The 22,243-nt window shown below is 48.8% G+C and carries 20 protein-coding genes; 2 read left to right on the top strand and 18 right to left on the bottom strand.

The window, feature by feature from the left end; translation table 11 throughout:
* Positions 1–17: 17 nt before the first annotated feature.
* From Q0380_RS08335 to gap, 16 genes are all read right to left on the bottom strand, one after another.
* A complete protein-coding gene (locus Q0380_RS08335; RefSeq protein ID WP_366806672.1) occupies positions 18–2,720 on the bottom strand; it encodes an STT3 domain-containing protein in 2,703 nt (900 codons plus the stop codon).
* A gap of 2 nt (positions 2,721–2,722) precedes the next feature.
* Positions 2,723–3,841 (bottom strand): glycosyltransferase, encoded by a 1,119-nt coding sequence (locus Q0380_RS08340; RefSeq protein WP_298962560.1) that lies wholly within the window; start codon positions 3,839–3,841, stop codon positions 2,723–2,725.
* A gap of 253 nt (positions 3,842–4,094) precedes the next feature.
* Positions 4,095–5,138, bottom strand: a complete 1,044-nt coding sequence (locus Q0380_RS08345) for a glycosyltransferase (RefSeq protein ID WP_298962563.1) — start codon at positions 5,136–5,138, stop codon at positions 4,095–4,097.
* The gene (locus tag Q0380_RS08350; RefSeq protein WP_298962566.1) at positions 5,135–6,400 is read right to left on the bottom strand and encodes a glycosyltransferase family 2 protein; all 1,266 of its coding nucleotides are present in this window, start codon (positions 6,398–6,400) and stop codon (positions 5,135–5,137) included. The genes Q0380_RS08345 and Q0380_RS08350 overlap by 4 nt, the downstream gene beginning before the upstream one ends.
* Entirely contained in the window at positions 6,400–7,479 is a 1,080-nt protein-coding gene (locus Q0380_RS08355; protein ID WP_298962568.1) for a glycosyltransferase family 4 protein, read from the bottom strand. Before Q0380_RS08355 ends, Q0380_RS08350 begins: the two co-directional genes overlap by 1 nt.
* Position 7,480: 1 nt before the next feature.
* Positions 7,481–8,542 (bottom strand): polysaccharide pyruvyl transferase family protein, encoded by a 1,062-nt coding sequence (locus Q0380_RS08360; protein WP_298962571.1) that lies wholly within the window; start codon positions 8,540–8,542, stop codon positions 7,481–7,483.
* Positions 8,539–10,161: a Coenzyme F420 hydrogenase/dehydrogenase, beta subunit C-terminal domain gene (locus Q0380_RS08365; protein WP_298962574.1), complete on the bottom strand. Its 1,623-nt coding sequence runs from the start codon at positions 10,159–10,161 to the stop codon at positions 8,539–8,541. Before Q0380_RS08365 ends, Q0380_RS08360 begins: the two co-directional genes overlap by 4 nt.
* Entirely contained in the window at positions 10,158–11,696 is a 1,539-nt protein-coding gene (locus Q0380_RS08370; RefSeq protein WP_298962577.1) for an oligosaccharide flippase family protein, read from the bottom strand. Before Q0380_RS08370 ends, Q0380_RS08365 begins: the two co-directional genes overlap by 4 nt.
* An 81-nt stretch (positions 11,697–11,777) precedes the next feature.
* Positions 11,778–12,767, bottom strand: a complete 990-nt coding sequence (galE, locus tag Q0380_RS08375; RefSeq protein WP_298962579.1) for a UDP-glucose 4-epimerase GalE — start codon at positions 12,765–12,767, stop codon at positions 11,778–11,780.
* Positions 12,768–12,819: 52 nt separating this feature from the next.
* Positions 12,820–13,674, bottom strand: coding sequence for a DNA ligase (locus Q0380_RS08380; RefSeq protein WP_298962584.1), 855 nt, complete (start codon positions 13,672–13,674; stop codon positions 12,820–12,822).
* Complete coding sequence (locus Q0380_RS08385) at positions 13,664–15,019, bottom strand: 3'-5' exonuclease (RefSeq protein ID WP_298962587.1); 1,356 nt, start codon at positions 15,017–15,019, stop codon at positions 13,664–13,666. The genes Q0380_RS08380 and Q0380_RS08385 overlap by 11 nt, the downstream gene beginning before the upstream one ends.
* A gap of 254 nt (positions 15,020–15,273) precedes the next feature.
* A complete protein-coding gene (locus Q0380_RS08390) occupies positions 15,274–15,618 on the bottom strand; it encodes a hypothetical protein (RefSeq protein ID WP_298962589.1) in 345 nt (114 codons plus the stop codon).
* A gap of 24 nt (positions 15,619–15,642) precedes the next feature.
* Positions 15,643–16,470: an enoyl-ACP reductase FabI gene (gene fabI, locus Q0380_RS08395; protein WP_298962591.1), complete on the bottom strand. Its 828-nt coding sequence runs from the start codon at positions 16,468–16,470 to the stop codon at positions 15,643–15,645.
* 400 nt (positions 16,471–16,870) lie between these two features.
* A complete protein-coding gene (locus tag Q0380_RS08400; RefSeq protein ID WP_298962595.1) occupies positions 16,871–17,566 on the bottom strand; it encodes a triose-phosphate isomerase in 696 nt (231 codons plus the stop codon).
* On the bottom strand, positions 17,563–18,774 hold the full coding sequence (locus Q0380_RS08405; RefSeq protein WP_177386771.1) for a phosphoglycerate kinase: 1,212 nt from the start codon (positions 18,772–18,774) through the stop codon (positions 17,563–17,565). Before Q0380_RS08405 ends, Q0380_RS08400 begins: the two co-directional genes overlap by 4 nt.
* A gap of 1 nt (position 18,775) precedes the next feature.
* Positions 18,776–19,780: a type I glyceraldehyde-3-phosphate dehydrogenase gene (gene gap, locus Q0380_RS08410; RefSeq protein ID WP_298962598.1), complete on the bottom strand. Its 1,005-nt coding sequence runs from the start codon at positions 19,778–19,780 to the stop codon at positions 18,776–18,778.
* A 137-nt stretch (positions 19,781–19,917) separates the two neighbouring features.
* Here gap and Q0380_RS08415 point away from each other — a divergent pair, with 137 nt between their 5' ends.
* Entirely contained in the window at positions 19,918–20,295 is a 378-nt protein-coding gene (locus Q0380_RS08415) for a hypothetical protein (protein WP_298962600.1), read from the top strand.
* A 380-nt stretch (positions 20,296–20,675) separates the two neighbouring features.
* Positions 20,676–21,119, top strand: coding sequence for a hypothetical protein (locus tag Q0380_RS08420; protein ID WP_298962603.1), 444 nt, complete (start codon positions 20,676–20,678; stop codon positions 21,117–21,119).
* A gap of 101 nt (positions 21,120–21,220) precedes the next feature.
* Here the strand turns inward: Q0380_RS08420 and Q0380_RS08425 are convergent, their stop codons facing one another.
* Positions 21,221–21,502 (bottom strand): barstar family protein, encoded by a 282-nt coding sequence (locus tag Q0380_RS08425; protein WP_298962606.1) that lies wholly within the window; start codon positions 21,500–21,502, stop codon positions 21,221–21,223.
* Entirely contained in the window at positions 21,499–22,242 is a 744-nt protein-coding gene (locus tag Q0380_RS08430) for a ribonuclease domain-containing protein (protein WP_298962609.1), read from the bottom strand. The genes Q0380_RS08425 and Q0380_RS08430 overlap by 4 nt, the downstream gene beginning before the upstream one ends.
* Between the last annotated feature and the right edge of the window lies 1 nt (position 22,243).

Consider the following 22,243-nt stretch of genomic DNA (forward strand, 5'->3'; position numbering starts at 1 on the left):
ACGCACAGTAGCAAAATTTAACGCTTTAATTTATACACCTTCACCGCAGGATTTAAGATCACCGGCTCAAACAGATCGCTTTTGTAGCGCTCAAATACGAAAAGTTGCACGTAGCTAGAGTTTAGCATGGCTCGATCCATCAGCAAAAATCGCCCGTAATCGCGCATGAAAACCACGTAAAATTGCGCGCTACTGTCCATGTTAAGCTCCTTGACCGCCAGCTTGCCGCTCGCGTCGTAGCTCGTTTCGTAAAAGGTATTGATCGCGAATTTTCTGCCGCTATACTCTAAATTTAAAAGGCTCGGCGAGATCGAAAAGCCGTTGTCCATATGCACGCCGCTTTGATCCTGAACGAACCTGTCGCTCGTTATGAAAAACAGCTCGCCTAGCTGCTTGCCGTCGGTGATGTCGATGTTCGAAAACTGCGTGACGACGGGGAAGATATTCATCATGCGATCGGGCAGGATGTAGTAGATGTCGCGCGTAGGCTTCGGCGGCTTAAAATCGGCTAGCCCCAAGCTTAAGATAAAATCATTTACATCGGTCGCATTGTAGTCTTTTAAAATTTGCTTTAGCTTGTTTGGAATTTTTTCGCTATATCCGCGCTCGGTGTATTCGACATCCAGGCGCGCCATATTTGCAGAGCTCATCTGATCCCTAACAAGCGCGAAGCTAACGGGGAAATTGTCGTTGCCGAGGTGTTTGCCGCCGTCGATGAGGGTCTTTACGTCGCTGTAATAGCGTATGCCATATCCGTAGTCCCACCACGAAAGCGCGTAATCCTCGCGCTGCGCCTTATCTTTGAGCTCGTCAAACACCTGCACCTCGCTTTTATAAAAGACCGTATCGACCTTGTACGAGACGATGTGCTGCCACGCGGGATAGATCGCAAACGCCGTCAAAATAAGCAGTATCGCGCGCCCCGCGATCTTTGGCAGATCCAAGCGCTTTACGCAAAAATACAAAATATATCCGAAACTTAAGCCCATCACGCCCACGGCGTAGATCGTAAATCTAAGACCTGCCTTATTCGCCGCAAAGCCCAAAAGCAGAAGCGGGATCGAGAGCAAAAATTCCTTATGCCTAAAGCAAAGCACCGCGTATCCGATCACCGCGATCACAAAGACCGCGACGTGCGAGCTGATGCGCTCCATAAATACTTTAGCCGGCACGATGCCCGATTCTTGGATCGTTTGATTGACGTTGAAAAAATGAAATGCCGTATCGGCGTTGTCCGCAAAGGAGCGGAAGATATAAAATTTTGCCTGAAAGATGATCGGGCTAAGGCCTCCGTTTGCAATGAAAAACGCCACGGCAAAGCCGCCCAAAAGGGCTAGAGATTTAAAATTTAACAGCCTTCCTCTAAACGCAAAGAGCCAAAATAGCACAAGCGAGATTAAAATTTTAGCTACCAAAGGCGTGGAGCAAAGCGCGATCAAAAAGATGATCATCGCTTCGTAATTTACCCTACTTTTTCGCTTAAAAATCAGCGTATAGGCGAAAAACATGGCGAGCATCATGGAATTTAGCGAGAAGCTGGACGGATACCACCACATATAAAATATCGTAAACGCGCCCAGCCAAAACAGCGTGCTGCGCGAGCCGCGCGTGCAAATGCGGATGAGCGCCCACAAAATACACATCGCAAGCACGATATTTAGCATATCGGTGTCGTAATACCCGGCCATCGTGCGGTTGTAGTAGCTATTTGCCACGCTCGCGACAAGCGCGCCGATGAAACCCGCGCGCATGCAGCGAAACTCGCTTGAGATCAGCAAAATAGGCACTACGATGAGCGAGCTGCAAACCACCGAAAGATAAACGAAAATGCTCTCCAGCGAAAACGGTAAAATTTTAGCCAAAAACGCAGTCAAAATCGAAAGAGACGCGCTAAAATAGCTAAGATCGTTGGGCTGATGAAAGCCCGCGAGACGGTCGCGCGCGCCCTCTGCAAAGGCGTAGCCGTCGTTGGTGTTTATCATCAGCTCGCCGTCCCAAAAAAAGTAGTTCGGAAAGCCGCTCGCCCAATACACCCACCACATACGAAACGCCACGCTAAAGGCAAATGCAAGCAAAATCATCAGCAAAATATGCTTGGAGAACTCATAATTTTTTATAAAGCCGAAAATTTTGCGCTTCGCCCTACCCGCGCCGTTTGCGCTCGAAGTACTACTCGAAGCTGCGTTATTACGAGCGCTCTGTGCGCCGCTCTCGCTGCTTGTGCTATTAAATTTGCTCTTGCCGTTCGCATTATTAAATTTATTTTTGCCGCCGCGCCTACCTGCGCCGTTAAATTTAGCCGTGCCGTCGCGAGTAGTGCGAGCCGCCGGGCTAGACCCATCCGCACTTTTAAATTTATCTTCGCCGCGGCAAGCACCGTATGCCAAGCCAAATCCATCCGAGCCGGCGCCGTATCGGCTCTTAGACCTATTCGTGCCTTTAAGCTCGGCTGTGTCCTCAAACTCGGCCGCGCCTCCGCAAATTTTACCTGCGACATTAAATTTAGCTGCACCGTCTTTGTCTGCGCTGTCAGCTTTACCTGCGCCGTTAAATTTATCCACGCTTGCGTACCCGCCAGCGCCTTTTAATTTACCCTGGCCGCGAATTTCGCTCGCGCCGTCAAAGCTCTTAAATTTGCCCGCATCCGCGATATTTTTATTAAATTTTTCCGCTTTCTGCTCTAGCGCCTTAATGTCAAAAGCCCTCATTCTCTCCGCCACGCCTATTTTCCTTCGTCGATTTGTTCTATTTTTGCGATTAGCTCGCTTGCTATCCGTTTTTTATCGAAAAACGAGGCTCTAATTTTAGCCTTTTTCTCATAAAATTTTACATAATTTTCATCATCCAGCGCTTTTTGCATCGCCGCTTGAGTGCTTTCTAGATCGTTTACGCCCACCAGTACGCCCCATTCGCTTTGCCCCATAAGCTCGCGCGCACCGCTTTGATGATCGCTTGAAATCACGAGCTTGCCGCACGCAAGCGCTTCGATAAGCGCGTTTGAAAACCCCTCAAAAAGGCTTACGAAGACAAACGCGTAGCATCTGGCCATATATTTATACGGGTTTGCGTCAAAGCCCAAAAGCTTAACGCGGCCGCTTAAGCCGAGCTCCTCTATCAGGGCCTCAAGCTCGGCTCGCAGCACGCCGTCGCCCAAGATCAGCAGGTCTTTGTCATTATTTTTTAAATTCGCATACGCGCGGATCAAAAGCGCGTGGTTTTTACCCGCATCGAGCCTGCCGACGCTTAGGAAAAAGGGCCGCTCCTGCGCGATAGGCTCGCTCGCTTTACGACCGATCTCATCCAAATCAATCGCGTTATACAGCACGCTCATCTTGCGCTCGTCGATTCCAAAATTATCCGCCAGATCGCGCAAATTTCCGAGCGAGTTTGGAAAGATAAAATCGGCCTTCGGATAGAGCTTGCGCAGCAGAAGCTTTGAAATTTTGGATTTAAAGCTCGCATCTTTATACAGCACCGACGGCGTCGAGCATTCGTTAAAAATCATCGCTCCGCCCAATCCGTAAACTCGCGCCAGCGCCGCCACGTAACAAGGGCGGTTCATCCAAACGAAGTGGATGTCGATACCCAGCCTCTCGCATAGCTTTTTGTAGCGCAACGCCAAAAACGGCAGCTTTGCAAGCTTCAGCAGCCCGTTTTCAAAAGGGGCTGATTTTTCGATGAAATGGATCCGCACGCCGCTTGGAATTTCATAAAAAATCCTCTCGTTCATCAGCACCAGATGCACCTCGTAGCGCGCCGTAAGCTCGCCTAAGAGGTTGCTTACGACGCGCTCGGCGCCGCCGCCGCCCATCGAATATATAAAAACGCTTAATCTCTTCATCCCTTTACCTTTTAAATATCGCTGACACGCCATAAATTTAAGCTTTACTCACGCCTTTTTATGCGAGCATACGCCGCGCACCCCGTTTAAATTTAGCGTATTTTGCGCTACCTCCAAGCAGCCAAAATTTCATCGCGCGATGCGGCTTTGTAAATTTAAACGCGCTGCTACGCTCAGGCGCAAGGCGCTATCTTAGCACACCGAAGTTTAAATTTAATCCCTGCGCGCCGTTAGGGCATCGATAAGCGCCGCACTATTTGCGCGCAAACCGATCGATCAAGCCCTGCCAGAGCTCGACTATGCGCTCCTGCGAAAAATCGTCTAAATTTTCATTTGCATTTTGCACGAGAGTGTCTCGCAGCGCCTCATCGCGCATCAAATTTTCAAGCTTGCTCGCAAGCTCATTCGCATCGCCGCATTTAAACAAAACGCCGCTAAAGCCGTCCTTTATGAGCTCTTTTGCACCCGCAGTGTCGCTGCTAAGCCGTACGCAGCCGTAAAACGCGGACTCGATCAGCACGTTCGGAAGCCCCTCGTTAAGCGAGCTTAGCACAAAAATTTTAGCTTCTTTATACAACTCGCTCACGTCCTGCTTGTGCCCCAAAAATCGCACTTCAAGCCCAAGCCGCGCCGCTAGCTCGCGCAAGCTTTCGCGCAGCGATCCGTCGCCTGCAATTAAAATTTCCCACTTAGCAAGCAGGCTTTTATCGATCCCGCTTAGCGCGTCAAAGTAAATTTCATACCCCTTGACAGGCTCGAGCCTGCCGACGCTTAAGATCACGTTTCGCTTGACGCTTTTAGCGCCATCAACCTCGCCGAAAAAGGGGTTGTGCACGATAAAGCAGTTTTTAACAAATCGCGAATAGTACTCAAAGTCCGAGCGCGTAAGCACCGTAAGCGCGTCCGCTTTTTTATAGCACAGATCGCGCACGCGGCTAAAAAGCCCGCTTGGCAGATAATCGTGCGCGTTGTGCTCTGTCGCGATGAGCGGGATGCCTAGCCCGAAGCTTGCGATCACGCACGCTACGTTCGTCCAGTCCATAAAGCTGATGATGACGCTTGGTCGCTCTCGCTTGAAACACTCGCGTAAAATTCTGTATTTATCGAACCTGCCGCCATTTTCATAAACATCCAGATGCAAAAATTTTATCTTTTCGCTAAATTTATACCTGCCCTCGTCGTTTTCCAAAATCGCGATCGTAACGTTGTTTGCACGCGCAAAATGATTCGCCAAAACCTGAAGCACGCGCTCGGCGCCGCCGTTTCTAAGAGCCGCGATGACGAATAAAATTTTCATTTTAGCTTCCGATAAATTTTATAAAATAGCCGCAAAAGCGCGGGGCTAGCGTAAAACAAGACCATCATCAGCGTCTGCGTGCGGCTTGCATGCGCCGCGAAAAATCCAAAATCCAGCCGCTCGCGCACCAAAGCGTGCAGTGAGTGGATCTGATCCACAGCTTCTGCAGCGCTTAAAGGAGAGCGGGGATCTGCGATCTTTCTTTGCGACGCAGAATTTTGCTTAGAATTTCGCATATAATTTTGCTCGGAGGAATTTTTAAATGCAGAATTTTTACTGCATGCGCAAGATAAACTATCAGCGCCATGCAAATCTGCCTCGTTTGCCAAGCTGCGCGTATTAGCCTTGGAAGGAGAAGTCGCATCCCCATCCGAACTTGCAGGATCAAAACTCGATTTGATAATTAAAAACGCCGTATTCAGCGCGGACTCACAGCGAGTAAAATTAGCCTCACGCGCCAAGCTTGGATAATTCGCAGCGATCGCCTCAGTATAGCGGCGCACCGCAGCGATGACCGCCAGATGCCTGCGCGCAAATGAGTTTACGGTCGAGCCCGCCCTTACGCGATAAAAATATAAAATTTCATCCGTGCACGCCGCAATAGAAGCGTTAAAAATATCAAAAAATATCGCTACGTCCTCATAGATCTGCCCCGTAGGAAAGCGCAAAGCAGCGAAAATTTCACGAGCAAACAGCGCGCGCCAAACCGCGGTGCTAAAATACGGATCCTGCGTGCAGCTGCGTCTAAAAAGCTCTTGCGGCGATATTTTATATTCGCCTGCGTTGGCATTCGAATTTTCGATCTTTTCCGGATTATTAATCTCTTTAGAATTTTGATTTTCTTTAGAATTCAAAGCCGCCTTGAAATTATTTATTTCGCTCTCGTCGCTAAATGCCGCGTAGCCGCACATAGCAATTTTGGTGCAAAATTTCTGCGTCAGGCGAAAAAGAGTCTCAATCAAATCAAAGCTTATCAAATCGTCGCTATCTACGAAACTGATAAACTCTCCGCGAGCGATATCTAAAGCAGCGTTTCGTGCGCTAGCTTGCCCGCCGTTTGGTTTATGCAGCACACACACACGGGGATCGCGCGCGGCGTATTCGTCGCAAATCGCCTCGCTGCCATCATTTGAGCCATCATCTACGAGCAAAATTTCTAAGTTCGTATAGGTCTGAGCCGTGATGCGCTCCACGCAAGCGCGCAGGAATTCTTTGACATTATAAACGGGAATGATGACCGAGATTAGGGGATTTTCGCTCATTATTCCTCCCTGTGTATCGTAGCGGCTATGAAATCCAGCCAGCGTCGCCCGATCGTTTCAATTTTAAAGCTCTCCTCGCGTTTGGAGGCGTTTTGCACGAGTCGCTCGCGTAGCTTCTCGTCGCTCATTAGAATTTCAAGCTTTTTAGCGATACTTGCGCTATCACCTACAGGGCATAAAAACCCATCCACGCCGTCACTTATAAGCTCACTAGGACCTGCGATGCAATCTGTGGAAATTCTAGCGGTGCCGAAAAATATACTCTCCATCAAAATATTGCAAAAGCCCTCCATCTTGGAGGTTACGACTACGATTTTAGCGCGTTCATATAAGCTTTCGATATCGCGCACAAAGCCGATGAATTGCACATTTAAGCGCAGCTTCGCAGCTAGGCTCTCAAGGCTCTTTCGCTCCTCTCCGTCGCCTGCAATCACCATCTTCCACTCTTTTAAAAGATTGAAATCTATAAGCGCAAGTGCCTTAAGAAGGACATCAAAGCCCTTATAGACATTGAGTCGGCCGGCTGCTAGGATGATATTTTCTTTAGGCGGGCGAGCCTCTTTAGCATGGCTGATCTCAAACATCGGATTAGGCATAATCACGCGATTTTGCACATATGTGTAATGATCCAGATCAAATTTACTAAGCACGCTAAGACCTGCAGCCCTCGGATAAAAGATCCGCTTTAGCGCGCGCCAGATCGGACTTTTTAAAAAGCGATGATTGGTGTGTTCGGAGACGATGATTTTCTGCCCGACTCCAAGATTTGCGATAAGCGTAAGGACATTGGTATTATCTAAAAACGAGATTACGACGTCAAATTTACGACTTTTTAGAAGCCTGTGCAAGGCTAAAATTTTATCGTAGCGCTTTTTTATATTGCCAAAAACTCCTAAATCGCCCACTCCTAAATCCAGGCTAATAAGCTCAATCTTAGGATCCAGCGCGTAAAACGGCTCGTCTGCGTCAAATTTTATCACGCAGACTTCATTCTCGCGGCAGAAAAAATTTGCCAGCACGCTTAGCACGCGCTCGGCACCGCCCTTGCCTAAAGCAGAAATCACCATAGCTATTTTCATTTTATGAGCCTAAACTTATTTTTAAAAATTTCATCGAATCCTCTCTTTTACGGCGCAACGCCTCATTTACGCCATCCCAATCGATAGTCGCGTCCAACCGCGCGTCTTTGGGATCTTGCAAAGCTCTATCTTCAAGCCCAAAGGAGCCCAAAAGCGAGCTAAAGCGCGACCCGCCGCGACTAGCGTTAACGAGCACAAAAAACGGCTTATTAAAGATTATGGAAAATACACAGCCGTGAAATGAGTCAGTTAGCACAAACTCCGCGCCTGCAATAGCGCTTAGCCATGCTTTTATGCCGATGCGGTTGCCGCGGTCGTTCACCTCATCTATCTCTAGGTCGCTTTGCTTCTTTAATAGCTCTATCGCCGCTTCTGAGCGAGGCGATGGATCTAGGATATAGGCAAAGCCCTTACGCTTTGGCGCATGGCTTAAAAATTTATCGTAAATCTCTTTGTTAGCCAAAAGCGTAGGATCTAGCACCCAGCGCGCATCTACGCCAAAGCATTCGCGCGCAAGCCTTACGCCGTCGCACTCGCGCACCGAAATAGCTTTAAATTTAGCCAAATTTGCAGCGTGAGCTTTTAAATCTGCGGGATTTTTAAGCCCACAGAGCCTATCTCCGCCGAAGCTTGCAGCATAGGCGATCCGCGTGCAGTTAGGCGGCAAAAATCCAAGGCTAAAGCAATCTGCAAAATCCGCAAAATAGCTAGGGCGAAAAACCTGATCGCTTCCTAAAATCACCGCTTCAAAGCGCTCTTTCTCGCACAGTGCTTTTAAATCCGCAGGCGTGCAAACAGGCGCGGTTGAAGGAATATTTTCCGATACAAACTCGCTAGTATCGCGCTCGTAAGAGGGATTAAATTTCGCGCCGCAAAGCTCCTTTTTAAGCGCGCATACCACTAAAAATTTAATATACGCAATCGATAGTTTACTTCTTTGCAGGCGCAAATTTATGAGACGTGGCTCATGCCCTAGCCCCACTAGTACGCGGCTTAGCGCGTAAGCTTGTAAAATTCCGCCGTAATTATTTACTAGCGGCAGGGTAAAAATCCCGATCTTCATGCAAACTTCCTATAAATTTTATATGCCGCGATCTTTGGTAGCGCCAAAAGCGCTAGCACTTTATTCGCAGCGGCAATTTTTTTAAGCCTAGCAGCGATGAAATCATCACAATCAAAATGCGTAGCACTATATCGCTGGATCTGAAGCTTCTGGCGCAAGATGTAACGCCTAAGCGGGTTTTTCGCGCCATAGAAAATTTCGTTTTTACACTCCACTTGGCTTTGCTGCGAGCGCTGCACCTCTGCTGCGGATATCCGCTCGCAAAAAATCTCCTCGCGTGCCTGCTTCGTAGGCTGCGAAAACAGCGCGTCGATCTGAGCTGCGCGCGTAATTACGAGCGATGTGCCGCGCCACTCGCTTATTTCGCTTTGCAGCCACGCATCCATCAGCACGACGTCGGTGCATTTAGCAAAAACGTCGGTGCAGGCGTTGCACGCAAGCGGCGTAAAAGCGCGCGAGCTCCAGTATGCAAAGGCGCTACTACTGCGATCATCTATCGCCTCGCTGCCGTCTGCAGCGCGGAATTTAAAGCCAAAGCTCATCGCACTTTTGCCCGCGATTTTATATCTGTAATTAACCGTCGTGAGCTGCTTACGCTCTTTAAACGCAAGATCTGCCAGCTTATACGTAAAAGCAGCACCCTTGCCCTGTCCGCAAACCAGCCCGATAATAAAACTTATGCGGGATTTAAGGCGCGGATTTTTGCTCGCAGCAAGCCTTAAGGCCTTAGCAAAGCACGGCAGCGCGCTGATCGCGTATCTGCCCTCGCGGCGCGACATCTCCTTTAGCACTGCTTCAAGCGTGAGCGGATAGTAAGCGGACGAGCGCGCGCGAGTAAGCTCATCAGCATTTTTTATCACGCTAAATTTAAATAGCGGCACGGAATTTTCGCCCATAGAATTTCGCGTGTTTTTAGAATTCTCGCAAGCAAAATTCTGCGTTGATACGGAATTTTCACAAGAAGCTTTATAATTCTGTGCGAAATTTTCATTTGTAAAATTCTGCACGGAATTCTGCGTAAAATTTTCGCAAAAAGAATTTTGCGCACTCGTAAAATTTATAGAATCATCATCCGCCAAATTCTGCGTTAAATTCGGAATTGTGGAATTCTGTTCGGAATTTTCGGTTGCGGAATTTTGCAAATTCTGTGACTGCGCTAAATTATTGCAGGCAGAAAAATCACGCTTGGAATTTTGGGCTATAAAATCCCCCTCGTCCGCAGGCACAGCGCAAATCGCGTAATCAATGAGCCCGCGCGCAAAAAGCTCGCGAAAAATATAATCTCCCGCGCCGCCGCTTGCACTGCTTAAGCGCTGCGCTTCATCCTTTTTGTAGAATTTGTAAGTGGCTAAAAATCTGCCAAAATCAGGACTAAAGCTTTCCAGCTCTGAGTATGATTTAGAATTTAGCTCGTTTTCGAGCATGTCTTTTTCGTAAAACGGGCAGACTTTTAGACAAATATCACATTTGTCGCGACACCCTTCGCCTTCCTCGGGCGCGTAAAATCCATTGCCTCCAAGCCGCATTTTTAGCACGCTAAAAGGGCAGCTGCTCGCGCAGACGCCGCAGCCGATACAGCGGTCTTTCGTAACTACTTCGCTAATTACATTGAAGCTCAAGCCCGCCTCCTTATCTTTGCTGCAATGCCGCCAAAAATCGCGCGCTCGTAATCGTTCATCGCCCAAAAATATGCGCTTAGCACAAACATAGCCGAATAAAGCCCGCCGCAAATTAGCAAAAAGCTCACTCCATGCAAGCCTAGTGCATAATTTATCGCTAGGCTTACTGCGATTGCGGGAGCAAATTTTACTACCATCGCGCCGATATTTCGCCAAAATTTAGCGATGTCAAGTCCGATTACACGAGCATAGTAGATATTCATCACGCAGATATTTAGCAAGGTGATCGCAAAAGCCGTGCCGCACGCAGCGCCCACGCCACCGTAAGCCTTAGCTAGCGGAATAGAAATAGCGATATTTGCGAGCGTGACACAAAACGCGGCGATTGAGCGAAATTTGACTTTGTTTTTTGCCTGAAGCACGGCTAGGCCTAAATTTTGAATCAACGGTACGCTTACTGGAAGCACCAAAATAAGCGCGATTGCGTATGAAATTTCATAATTTGCGCCAGCCCATAGCACGATAAACTCTCGCCCAAAAATCACCAAAAGCGACGCGATAAAAAATATCACGTAAAATTGCAGCCTGCCTATTTTGATAAATTCTGCGCTAAGCTCGGAATCGGTGGAGTTGGCAGAAACCATTTTGGCAATTTTAGGAAGCATTACGCCGCTAATGGTGAGCGAAAGCGTGACGAAAGTGGCATTTATTGTGCTTGCTACGGCATACGTGGAGACCGCTGTAGCGCCTGCGACCGCGCCTAAGATAAAATTATCGACATTCCAGTTTACTTGATCGACTACGATGCCTAAAAATATAAAAAACGAGTAGCCAAAAATTTGCTTAAGCGTGGAGGCGTCGAAATTTCGCACGCTTATCACGGGCGAGACTTTACGCTTGCAGTAGATGAAATCTGCCGCGACGCAGATTAAATTTACCGCCGTAGCGATGATTACGATCGCGATAGCCTTATATCCCAAAAGTAGCGCAGGCACCGCAGCTAGTGGCAGAGCGATCGTACGAAAGATCCCAATTAGCTTGATAAATACGAAATTCTCATGCGCCGTAAGGATCGACGAATAGATGCTAAAAGGAAAGCTAATCGCTAAATTTACAGTTAGTAGCATTAGCATAATGCGAATTTCGCCCATCTCACTAGCGCTTAGCTTAGCGCCAAAAATCGCGTGCAGATTAGCTAGCAGCGCAGCTCCTGCAATCACGATCACCGCGCTCATTACCAAATACACGCTAAAAATCGTGCCGTGCAGCTTATGCATGCGCTCCACTTCGCCGCTTGAGACGTATTTGGCGGTATAGACCGTCACGGCGTTACCAAAGCCTAAATCCAAAATCGCCAAATAGCCAATAACACTGCTAGCTAAAGAATACAGCCCAAACTCGCTCTGCCCCAGCGCCCGCAGAAAAAACGGCGTATAAACCAAAGTAAGTATCGTAGAAACAAAGATATTCACATACGATAGCACGACGCCGAGCTTGCGCTGCGCGGCTTCGGGGGCGTTTAGAATTTTAAGCAAACAAGGCTTCCTTTTGCTCGCCGCTATTAAACGCGGCGGAGTAAAATTTTAAAATTTCAAATCGCACTTTCACGCTAGAACCTAGAGCTTTTTTTCCCAATTAAGCGCGCTTAGGATGATCTCATCTAGGCTCTCGTGCTCAGGCTGCCAAGAGGTTTTGGTGCGAATTTTATCGGCGTTTGAGATGAGGCAGGCAGGATCCCCCGCTCTGCGCGGAGCGATCTCTACTTTAAAATTTACGCCGCTTACTTTTTTAGCTTCATTGACGACCTCTTTTACGCTAAAGCCCGTGCCGTAGCCTACGTTAAAGACCGCGCTGTCGTTACTTTGCAGATAATCAAGCACCGCCAGATGCGCGCTTGCGAGGTCCTCTACGTGGATGTAGTCGCGTATGCAGGTGCCGTCTTTGGTATCGTAATCATCGCCGAAAATGCTCATCTTATCGCGCTTGCCGACGATCGTTTGGGTCGCAACCTTAATTAGATGCGTCGCGTTCGGGTAGTTTTGCCCGATCGTGCCGTCGCTAGCCGCACCTGCAACGTTGAAGTAGCGCAAAATTCCGTATTTAAAATTTGGATTTGCCGCCGCCGTATCTTTTAGCACCCACTCGACCATCAACTTGCTTCTGCCGTACGGATTGATTGGATTTTGCGGAGTTTCCTCGCTTACTTGCGGGATGTCGGGCTCGCCATAGGTCGCTGCCGTGGAGCTAAAGATAAAATCTTTCACGCCGTATTTGTTCGCAAGCGCGATCAAATTCATCGCGTTGGCGGTGTTGTTTAGATAGTATTTTAGCGGATTTTGCGTGCTTTCAAAAACCTCGATAAACGCCGCAAAGTGAATGATCGCATCAAACTTCTCGCGCCCAAAAAGCTTCTCGATCGCAGGGGTGTTTTCTAGGCTTTCCTGCACGAACTCAAACTCGCCTATTTTGCGAAGCGCCTCGATCGCTCGCATCGAGCCTTTGCAAAGATTATCCAGTATGACGACGTCGTGGCGGTTCGCTTCTAAAAGCGCCTTTGCGACGTGGCTGCCGATGTATCCCGCGCCGCCTGTGATTAAAATTTTCATCTCTTCTCCTTCGGATCAAATTTATCAAAATATGCGATTATAGCCCCTTAGATTAAATCGCCGGTCGCACGCGCAAAAATACGGGGAAGCGCGGCTTTTTCTCGCGGGTTAGGTTTTGGTATTGATAGGTGATGATCGTGCCCACCTTAGGCGGATTTGCCCGCATCTCGTCGCTAAAGCCCGTGCCTACTTTAAATTTCGCTCCGCTACGTAGATCCACGCAGCTAAGCGAGCCCATCTTGCCCTCGTTTTTGCCGTAGCCCGGATTGATTTTTACGACCTTGCACTCGCTATCGTGCGTCTTTTTGTATTTTAAAATTTTATCGCTGCGCCCGCTTTCATAAAGCGCGTTTGGATCGCGCAGCACGACGCCTTCGCCGCCTGCGGCGATGACGCGATCAAAATACGCCTGCACGTCGGCATGCGTGCTTACCGGAGTTTGCTGCACGATGAGCAAATTTTGCGCGCCGCTTGAGGCGATAAAATTTCTTAAAATTTCCATCTTTGCGCTTAGGTTTTTCTGCTCCTTCGGCAGGTCAAACGCGTAAAATTTCACCCTGCTCCAGCGCTCATCGGGCACGCTAGAAGAGACGATCGATACGAGCTGCTCAAACTCCCCGCGCGCCGTGTATAGCTCGCCGTCTACGAAAAACGGCGGAAAGCCCGCGCTCCAGCCCTCGGGAGCGTTTATGATCTTGCCGCACCTGGAGCGCAGATTTTTGCCGTCCCAGATCGCGCGCACGCCGTCTAGCTTCTCGCTGATGACCCAGCCCGTGATATTCATGCCCGGGACGTACTCTTTAAGCAGCATCGGTTTAAATTTAGCCTCATCCGCAACCGCGCCGCAGAGCAAAAACAGCGCACCCAAAACCACGCCTTTTAAAATTTTAAAAATTTCACTTCGCATATGCCGCTAGCTCCCTTTCTATAAAGTCACAAAAAACGGGCGTATAGCTCATGCCCGCGCTCTCTTTTTGCAAGAATTCTCCCATTACAGCGATGTAATTCAAATAATCATCCTTGGTGATCTTGCCGCGCAAAAGCTCGTATTTCAAAAACAGCCAGTAGGTGTTGAGCACGTCGGATCTGCAGTACTCGTCGATCTTGGCCTGCTCGCCTGCGTAATATAGTTGCAGAACCTGATCGCCATGCACGTCGTATTTGCCCGGCAAGCCCACGCTGGCGCAGATATGATCGAGCTTGAGCCCGCGAATGGCGCCAAAATCACTGATGTGATCGAGCAAATCCAGATGAAACCGCCCGTCGTAGCGGCTGCGGTAGTTCTCCCATTTGCTCTTGTTGTTATCGCGATCGTTCGTCTCAAAATACGCCGCGGCGCTTAGATCATAGCACATCGCGCGCGCCATAATCATCGGCAGATCGAACCCGCGCCCGTTGAAGCTCACGAGGCGCGGATTAAAATCCTCGATGAAGGCTAGGAATTTTGCGATTTTATCGCGCTCATTCTCGCCATCAAGCGTCGAGACGCGCAAAAATCTGCCGAATCCGTCCGCCATCACGGCGCTAATGCTAACGACGCGGTGGAAGCAGACGGGCAGGAATTCGCTGCCGGTTTTTTCTTTGAAAATCTCCATCGCCCTAAGCGAGAGCAATTTGTGGTTTAAAATTTTGCTTTTATCTGCATTAAAGATCGGCTGCTCACCGTAAATTTTAAAATTTAGCGCGGGATCTTGCGCGGAATTTGAAGCGAGATTTTCGCTCTTTGAGCTTTGGGACGCAGAGCTTTGTAGCGTAGAGCTTTCCGCCGCAAAGCTCTGAAGCGCAGGGCTTCGGAGCGCGGAATTTTCTATCGCGGCGCCCTGTGCCGCGGAGCCTTGAGGCGCGGTATCGTCGTAGGTTAAATTTAGCGACGCGGAATTTTTGGGCGCCGTATTTTGCGACATGGAATTTTCACTCGTAAAATTTCCCTGCGCGAGATTTTCAGCGGAATTTTCACTGGCGAAGCTTTGAAGTGCAGCATCTTGTTGCGTAAAATTTTGAAGCGCAGAATTTTGCTCGGAATTTTCTATTTTAAAATTCTGCTCCGCCAAATTTACAGCAAAATTTAAAGACGCGTTTTGCTTCTCGCTGTCGATCTTTTGCGAGAGCTGCGCGTCAAGAAGCTTTGCAAAGCTTTTTTTATCGAAAGGCTCGAAGCAGTCCGCAATCGCTTCCTCATCCAGCACCCGCACCAGCGCCGCTACGTCTGGGATCGTCTCGCAATCAAATACGCAGATATAATCCTTTTTCATCAAGCTCCTTTCTAGCGGCTTTTACCGCTTTTTTCAAAAACGGCTCTGAAATAATCCTCTATCTTCATGCCGTTTTTAGGTACGCGCCTAATAGAGCTCCTCGCTCATCCGAGGTTTTCATCGCCGCTTCCAACCTTAAAATTTTATGCTGCCGCATTTTCGCGGCAAAAGGGGCGTGCGCGGAGGGGCGGCAAATTTCGCTACCGCTCGCCGTGGCGTAATTACCGTGCACGAAAGCGCGTCGGCCGTTAAATTTATCTTTCGATCAAGCGCCTGATATCGGGCAAAAGCTCGCCGGACGCCTCGCAAATCCTGCTTCGCAGCACGCTAAAATCGCCGCAGTAATCGCCCAGAAGTTGCAAAATATCGTCTCTCATCGCTTGCGAGCGCTCGCTCAGAAGCAGCTCCTGCAAAAGGGCGAAAATTTCGCTCTCATGCGCCAGCGTGCAGCCGTAGTAGGGATCAAGGTAATAATCTAGACACAACAAGAGCGAGGCTTTCTCGGCCTCATCATCACCTCGCAAAACGGCGGCGATGCCCTCTATGCCGCCCTCTGCTATGGCTTTGTGCCTAGCCTCGTAATAGACCGTGCGCGTCAAATTTTGCCCTTTTTGCACGCCGCTTTACTCGGTCTTGGCCGCGTCCCATGCGAGGATCGTCTTACCCTCGGCGTCGGTAGCCACGTCGCCCATGCCCATGACGTTGTAGCCGCAGTCGACGTAGTGCACCTCGCCCGTCACGCCGCTAGCAAGGTCGCTGAGTAGATACATCGCGCTTTTGCCGACGTCTTGCGTCGTGACGTTACGTTTTAGTGGGCTGTTTACTTCGTTGTAGCGTAAAATCATCCTAAAGTCGCCGATTCCGCTTGCCGCAAGCGTCTTGATCGGGCCTGCGCTGATAGCGTTTACGCGGATACCGCGCGCGCCAAGATCGTGAGCGAGGTAGCGCACAGAGCTTTCAAGCGCGGCTTTTGCGACGCCCATGACGTTGTAGTGAGGCACGAATTTAGGTCCGCCAAGATATGTGAGAGTAAGGACCGAGCCGCCCTCTTTTAGCACCGGTAGCACCGCACGCGTGAGGCTTAGTAGCGAATACACGCTTGTGTCCATCGCGATATCAAAGGCTTCTTTTGTGGTGTTTACAAACTCGCCCTCTAGCGCTTCTTTTGGTGCATAGGCTACCGCATGTACGACGAAATCTATCTCACCAAGATCCGCTTTAATACGATCCGCAAGGCCGTCTAGGTGAGCTTGGTTGTTTACGTCAAGCTCATAGACGAATTTGCTGCCAAACTCCTCCGCGATCGGCTCTACGCGTTTTTTTAGCGCGTCGTTTAGGTAAGTAAACGCCATCTGCGCACCCTGCTCGTGACAAGCTTCGGCGATGCCGTAAGCGATGGATTTGGCGTTAGCGACGCCGACGATGAGGCCTTTTTTGCCTTTTAAAATCATTATTTCTCCTTTAAAATTTGCTTGGCTTTTTCTACTTATTCTGCGTTAAAATTTAAAAAATAATGCTCACGAACCATATGTTCGCTCCGCTTATTTTTTAAATTTTGCCTTGACTAAGCGAAAAATCCTTCGCAATTTGACTTAAAATTCTACAAATTAAAATTCGCAAAATCTCGCGAAACGCCTAATTTTAAACGCAATTCGATAGCGGCAGTATCGCGAAACTAGACTAGGCGACCTAAAATTTTGCAATCCAAATTTAATAAAATGTCAAATTCTAAACATAAATCGACAAGCGGAAATATCGCTAGGCGGATTTAAATGTTTTGAAGCAAATTTCGTCCCAAGACTAGGCATGTAGCCTGTCGCAGGGCGAAATTTACGAAATCATTTAAAGACGTCAGCGAGATGACGCGCTAATAAGCTCCAAGAAGCCAGAGGCGTCCCAGCTTGCTGTGCCCACTAACACCCCGTCGCAACCTCTTATCGCGCAAATTTTTGCGATATTTTCGGCATTTACGCTGCCGCCGTAAAGTAGCGGCGCGGGGCTTTTAGCGCGCAAGAAATTTAGCATTCTTTCGATCTGCTCGCGCTGCGCGCTTCTGCCCGTGCCGATCGCCCAGACGGGCTCGTAGGCTAGTACTAAGCTCGGATATTTCAGATCGATACCCTCAAGCTGTGTCGCTACAAACTCCTCGCTGCGGTTTTGCGCAAATGCCGCCTCATCCTCGCCGACGCAAAAAACGATGCGCCAGCCCTGCGCTGCGGCAAAACTAAATTTTTCTTTTATCAGCTCCGCGCTCTCGCCCAAAATAGCGCGCCGCTCGCTATGTCCGATAAGAACGGTTTTGATATCAAATTCCACCAGCATATCGCCGCCGATCTCGCCCGTAAAGCTGCCATGCGCGGCAGGATAGAAATTTTGCGCGCCTTGAGTAAAATTTTTCACCCCTGCGCAAAATGCGCTAGCAGGAGGAAAAACCAAAATTTCATTCTCGCGCGAAATTCCGCCCGCTAAGCCTTCATCTAAAACTTTAGCGTACCGCTTAAAGCTAGCGCGGGTATGGTTACATTTAAGATTCGCCGCCAGTATCATCGCAGCTCCGTTTTAGCAGTAAGCACTCGCACGCCCGGCAGTTCCTTGCCCTCGATGAGTTCTAAGCTCGCGCCGCCTCCGGTAGAAATGAAAGTCATATCATCAGCGTTACCCGCGCGTTCGACGACATCTGCAGTATCGCCACCGCCCACTACGGTCGTGGCGTCGCTATCTGCGATCGCATGCGATATATGCAGGCTGCCGCGAGCGAATTTATCGATCTCAAAAACTCCCATCGGTCCGTTCCACCAGATCGTTTGTGCATCGTCTAGGGCTTCTTTAAAAAGCGCTACGGTCGCAGGTCCGATATCTAGCCCCATCCAATCGCTTGGAATTTCTTGGACGGTAACCTTTTTTGTAACGGCATCTTGCGAGCATTGCGGAGCTGCGACAGCATCGACGGGGATATAAATTTTGACCCCAAGCTCGCGAGCATTGCGGAGAATATTTTTTGCTTCCTCGATTAGATCCTCTTCGAGTAAAGATTTGCCGATGTCATATCCGACGGCTTTTAAAAACGTAAACGCCATACCGCCTCCGATGATGAGCTTATCGACTTTAGGAAGTAAATTTTTAAGCGCCTGAAGCTTGCCGCTTACTTTGCTGCCGCCTGTTACGGCTACAAAAGGACGCGCAGGATCTTTAATAAGGTCTTTGGCGAATTTTATCTCTTTTAGCAGCAAAAATCCCGCCGCTTTGTGTGCCTCATCGTAGAATTTTGTAATCGCCTCTACCGAAGCATGCGCGCGGTGGCATACGCCAAAAGCATCGTTGATATAAAATTCCGCGTAGCTCGCAAGCCTCTTAGCTAGCGCCTCGTCGTTTTTGCTCTCGCCCTTTTCGAAGCGCAGATTATCCAGCAGAAGCACTTCGCCCTTTTTAAGCGAATTTACCGCAGCTCCAGCTTCCTCGCCCGCGACGTCGGAGACAAATTTTATCTCGCGCTCCAAAAGCCTAGATAGCCTCTTTACCACAGGCTTTAGGCTAAGTCTTTCTTCGTATCCGTTTTTCGGGCGTCCTAAGTGGCTGGCTAAAATTACCGCGCAGCCCTCGTCTAAGCAATATTTAATCGTAGGGATAGACGAACGGATGCGACGATCGTCCGTAATATTGCAAAACTCATCCATCGGCACGTTAAAATCGCACCTGATAAAAACGCGCGCGCCGTCTTTAAATTTTAAATCTTTAATCGAAAGAATTTCGCCCATCTTATTTCCTTCTTTTTGCCGCATATAAGGCTAAATCGATGAGGCGCTCACTATATCCCCACTCGTTGTCATACCAGCTCATCACTTTTATCAGATTGCTGTCAATTACCTGCGTGCAGTCGCTAGCTACGATGCTGGAGTATTCTGAAGTACAAAAATCGCTGCTGACGCGGCTATCGTCGTCTACGAGCAAAATTCCTTTCATCTCTTTAGCAGCATAGCGGCGGAAAATTTCGTTTAGCTCCTCGGCGCTCGTCTGCTTGCGCGTTAGCACCGTTAGATCAACCATCGAAACGTTAGCTACCGGCACGCGCACAGATTTTCCGTGCATCTTACCGCTTAGCTGCGGAAGTACCTTACTAATCGCTTTTGCCGCGCCCGTCGTAGTCGGAGCGATATTAAGAGCTGCGGCGCGTGAACGGCGAAAATCCTTGGCTTTTACATCGACTAGACTCTGTCCATGTGTATAGGCGTGAATGGTCGTCATCAGACCCTTTTCGATACCAAGCTCATCGTCTAGAATTTTTGCAATCGGAGCCAGGCCGTTAGTGGTGCAGCTAGCGTTTGAGATGACGCGCTGTCCTGCATAAGTGCCCTCATTAACGCCGATTACGAAAGTAGGCGTATCATCCTTGGCAGGCGCGCTCATTACGACTACGCCGATACCGTTATCTATGAACGGCTTGCATTTTTCGCTCGTTAAAAACGCACCAGTACATTCAAGCACAGCTTCTGCACCATCGCCGGCAAAATCAAGCTCCGCAGGCTCTCTGGTGGAATAGACGCGGATTTTTTTGCCGTCTACGGCTATGCATTCGTCGCTTAGAATTTCTACTTTTTTACGAAACTCGCCGTGAACGGTATCGTATTGAAGCAGGTATCTCGTAAGCTCGCGTTTAGCGGTATCGTTGATCGCCACAAGCTCTACATCGTCCCTGCTTAGCGCAATTCTAGCCGCGCACCTACCGATCCTTCCAAAGCCGTTAATTGCGATTTTTACTGCCATAATGTTCTCCTTATTTGGGATGTTTTCAGCTGGAATTTTACTAAATTTGGGTTAATCTTTGATTAAATAAAAAGTCGCGAAATCTAGGATTTACTTTTTGGCTATATAATTCGCGAACTTTTTTTAAAGGAGAAAAAATGAGACGAATTGTATTCTCGTCATTAGCGGCAATCGCGATTTTAAGCGGATGCAGCCAACCTAAGGCCGATACGGCTCCACAGCAAACGCAAGAGTCCGTAACGCACACGATCGTATTTCTGCTAGGAGAGACCGGAGATAAGCGCATCAGCCTTAGCTCGAACGATATGTTCGCAACAGGCGTGTTAACCGACGAAAAAGGCAAAAAGCATAATCTCAAACGCGCGGCTTCCGCAAGCGGCATAATGCTTACGAACGACGAAGGCATCGAGCTTCTTTTCAAACGTGGAGAGGGAGTGTATACACCGGGAAAAGGCAAGAAGGATATTCCGGTAACCTACACCGAGCACGAGCACAAAAGCGGCGAAATGATGTAGCCGCGGCGGGGTTAAATTTAAGCGCCCTGAAAAACGAATTAAATTTAACCCCTCATTTCTAAATTTCGACTTCTTTATCCATAGCAAAATTTAACCCTTGTTTCGATCTCTTTGATCTGCGATGAAATTTAACCTTTTATTTTCGCTTCTTTCATCTATGCAAATTTAGCTTTTTTGTAAATTTGAGCTTGCGCTCACCAAAAGCAAGCTCCGCAAGCCCAAAATCCCTAAATTTTACAAAATACCCATTTGATCTGCGCTTTACCAGCGAATTTCTTGATCTTCAACCGAATTTCACTTCAAATTCGCTAAACTGCGACGAAATTTTAGCAGGCCGGTGCAAATACGGCGCAAAACAGATCATTTAGCGAGATTGCCGCATGGATAGCATTAAATTTTACCTAAACGATTACGAAATTGAGGGTGAAAGCTTTACCGAAGTCGTCGCTGCGATAAACGGCGAGCCCCTGCTTGAGCTGATTAGGCAGCGCGAGCGAAGCTTTGCGGTAAAAAATGGGCAAGGCTGCATCGCAGGAGGCTACGCCTACTTAAGCTTGATCGATTTTGAGGAGCTATTTTTACGCGCGGCGCTTGAGGCTGATTTGGCGCAAGATGAGCGGGATGTCGTGCTGTTGGGCTGTCCGTGCGGGATCTGGAGCTGCTGGTATCTCGCGCTTAAGATTAAATTTGAAACAGAGACGGTTAAGCTTTACGACTTTACAAACCTGCGCCGCAAAGATTGGCAGTATGGGCTTGAGTTTAAATTTGACCGCGTGAGCTTTGTGGGTGAAATTTCTAAAATCGCCTCTTTTAATAAGCTCTAAAATTCAGTAAATTTTAAGAGCACGCTCGAAACTGCGCCGAAACAAACCTATCTTTGCCTCGGCAAAATTTAGCTTTAAAGCGGAATGGCTGCCGCGCAAGTTCATAAGATTAAAATTTTCGCTTTGCCGCTTCGCAAAACCTCGAGCAAAATATCATAAAATTTACCCAGCCTTAGCTTTAAAATTCCGCCCCTTTTGATGACGACTAAGACCTGCCCGCCTCGCTCGCCCAGCGCGTCGTAGAGCGCGTCTAAATTTGCGACGTATTCGGGCTTGAAATTTAGCGCTGCGGCAAACAGCGCGAAAATTTGATCTTTGCGTCTGATCTTTGCGCCGTCGATGATGATCTTTGCAGCGCGGCACGTTTTAAAATTTAAACTCATTGCACACGCTCGAAGCTTTCGTAATGATCGGCGGTGTAAAAGATCAGCCCGTCGTTTGAAAATATCAGCCGCTTTGCGCCGCGCGGACCGCCGCGATACTCGATGTCGCATTCGCGCCAGATCCGCCCCTTTTTATCAGGTAGTCTGCGCTCAAAATTACCAAAACGATCGCCGCCGATACTCTTGCCGCGCGCATATCGCCACAGATCGCCGCCCTGCCAGCCAAGATCGCCCGCCTGCTTTTTCGTGATAAAATTTTGCGGCAAAGAGCCCGTACGGCGGATATGAGCGCTCACGCACTCCCTGCTTATGCAGGGCTCGTCCGCGAGCTGATTTTTAGAATTTACGTCTGGATTTTGCGAGTTCGAAGCTTCATAATCTGCGCTGTGCCGCGTGTGGACATCCGCCTCGTCTTTAGAATCTGCCGCGCCGCGCTCGTTTGCTCGCGGAGGAGATTTTAAATCTCCTATGTCTGCTCCGCGCCCCGCCCCGCCATCTGCGCTTCTTACGCCGCTCTTATCTTTTGCGCCGACGCCGCTTGCGGGATTTTCGAAGCTTGAAATTTCGCGATCGGAACCGCGCTTAAGATCTTGCACGCCGCTTTTACGCGACGCAGCATCCAGGGTTTTGGAGGTAAAAATCCGCTCATCTTTAGTCGTAGGACTGTGCGAATTGGAGATGAAATTTAGCGCCAAAAGAAGTGCTGCGAAAATTGCGAGCGGGATCAGCTTTTTTGCCACC

The organism is uncultured Campylobacter sp. (genome assembly GCF_937959485.1).
GTDB lineage: Bacteria > Campylobacterota > Campylobacteria > Campylobacterales > Campylobacteraceae > Campylobacter_B.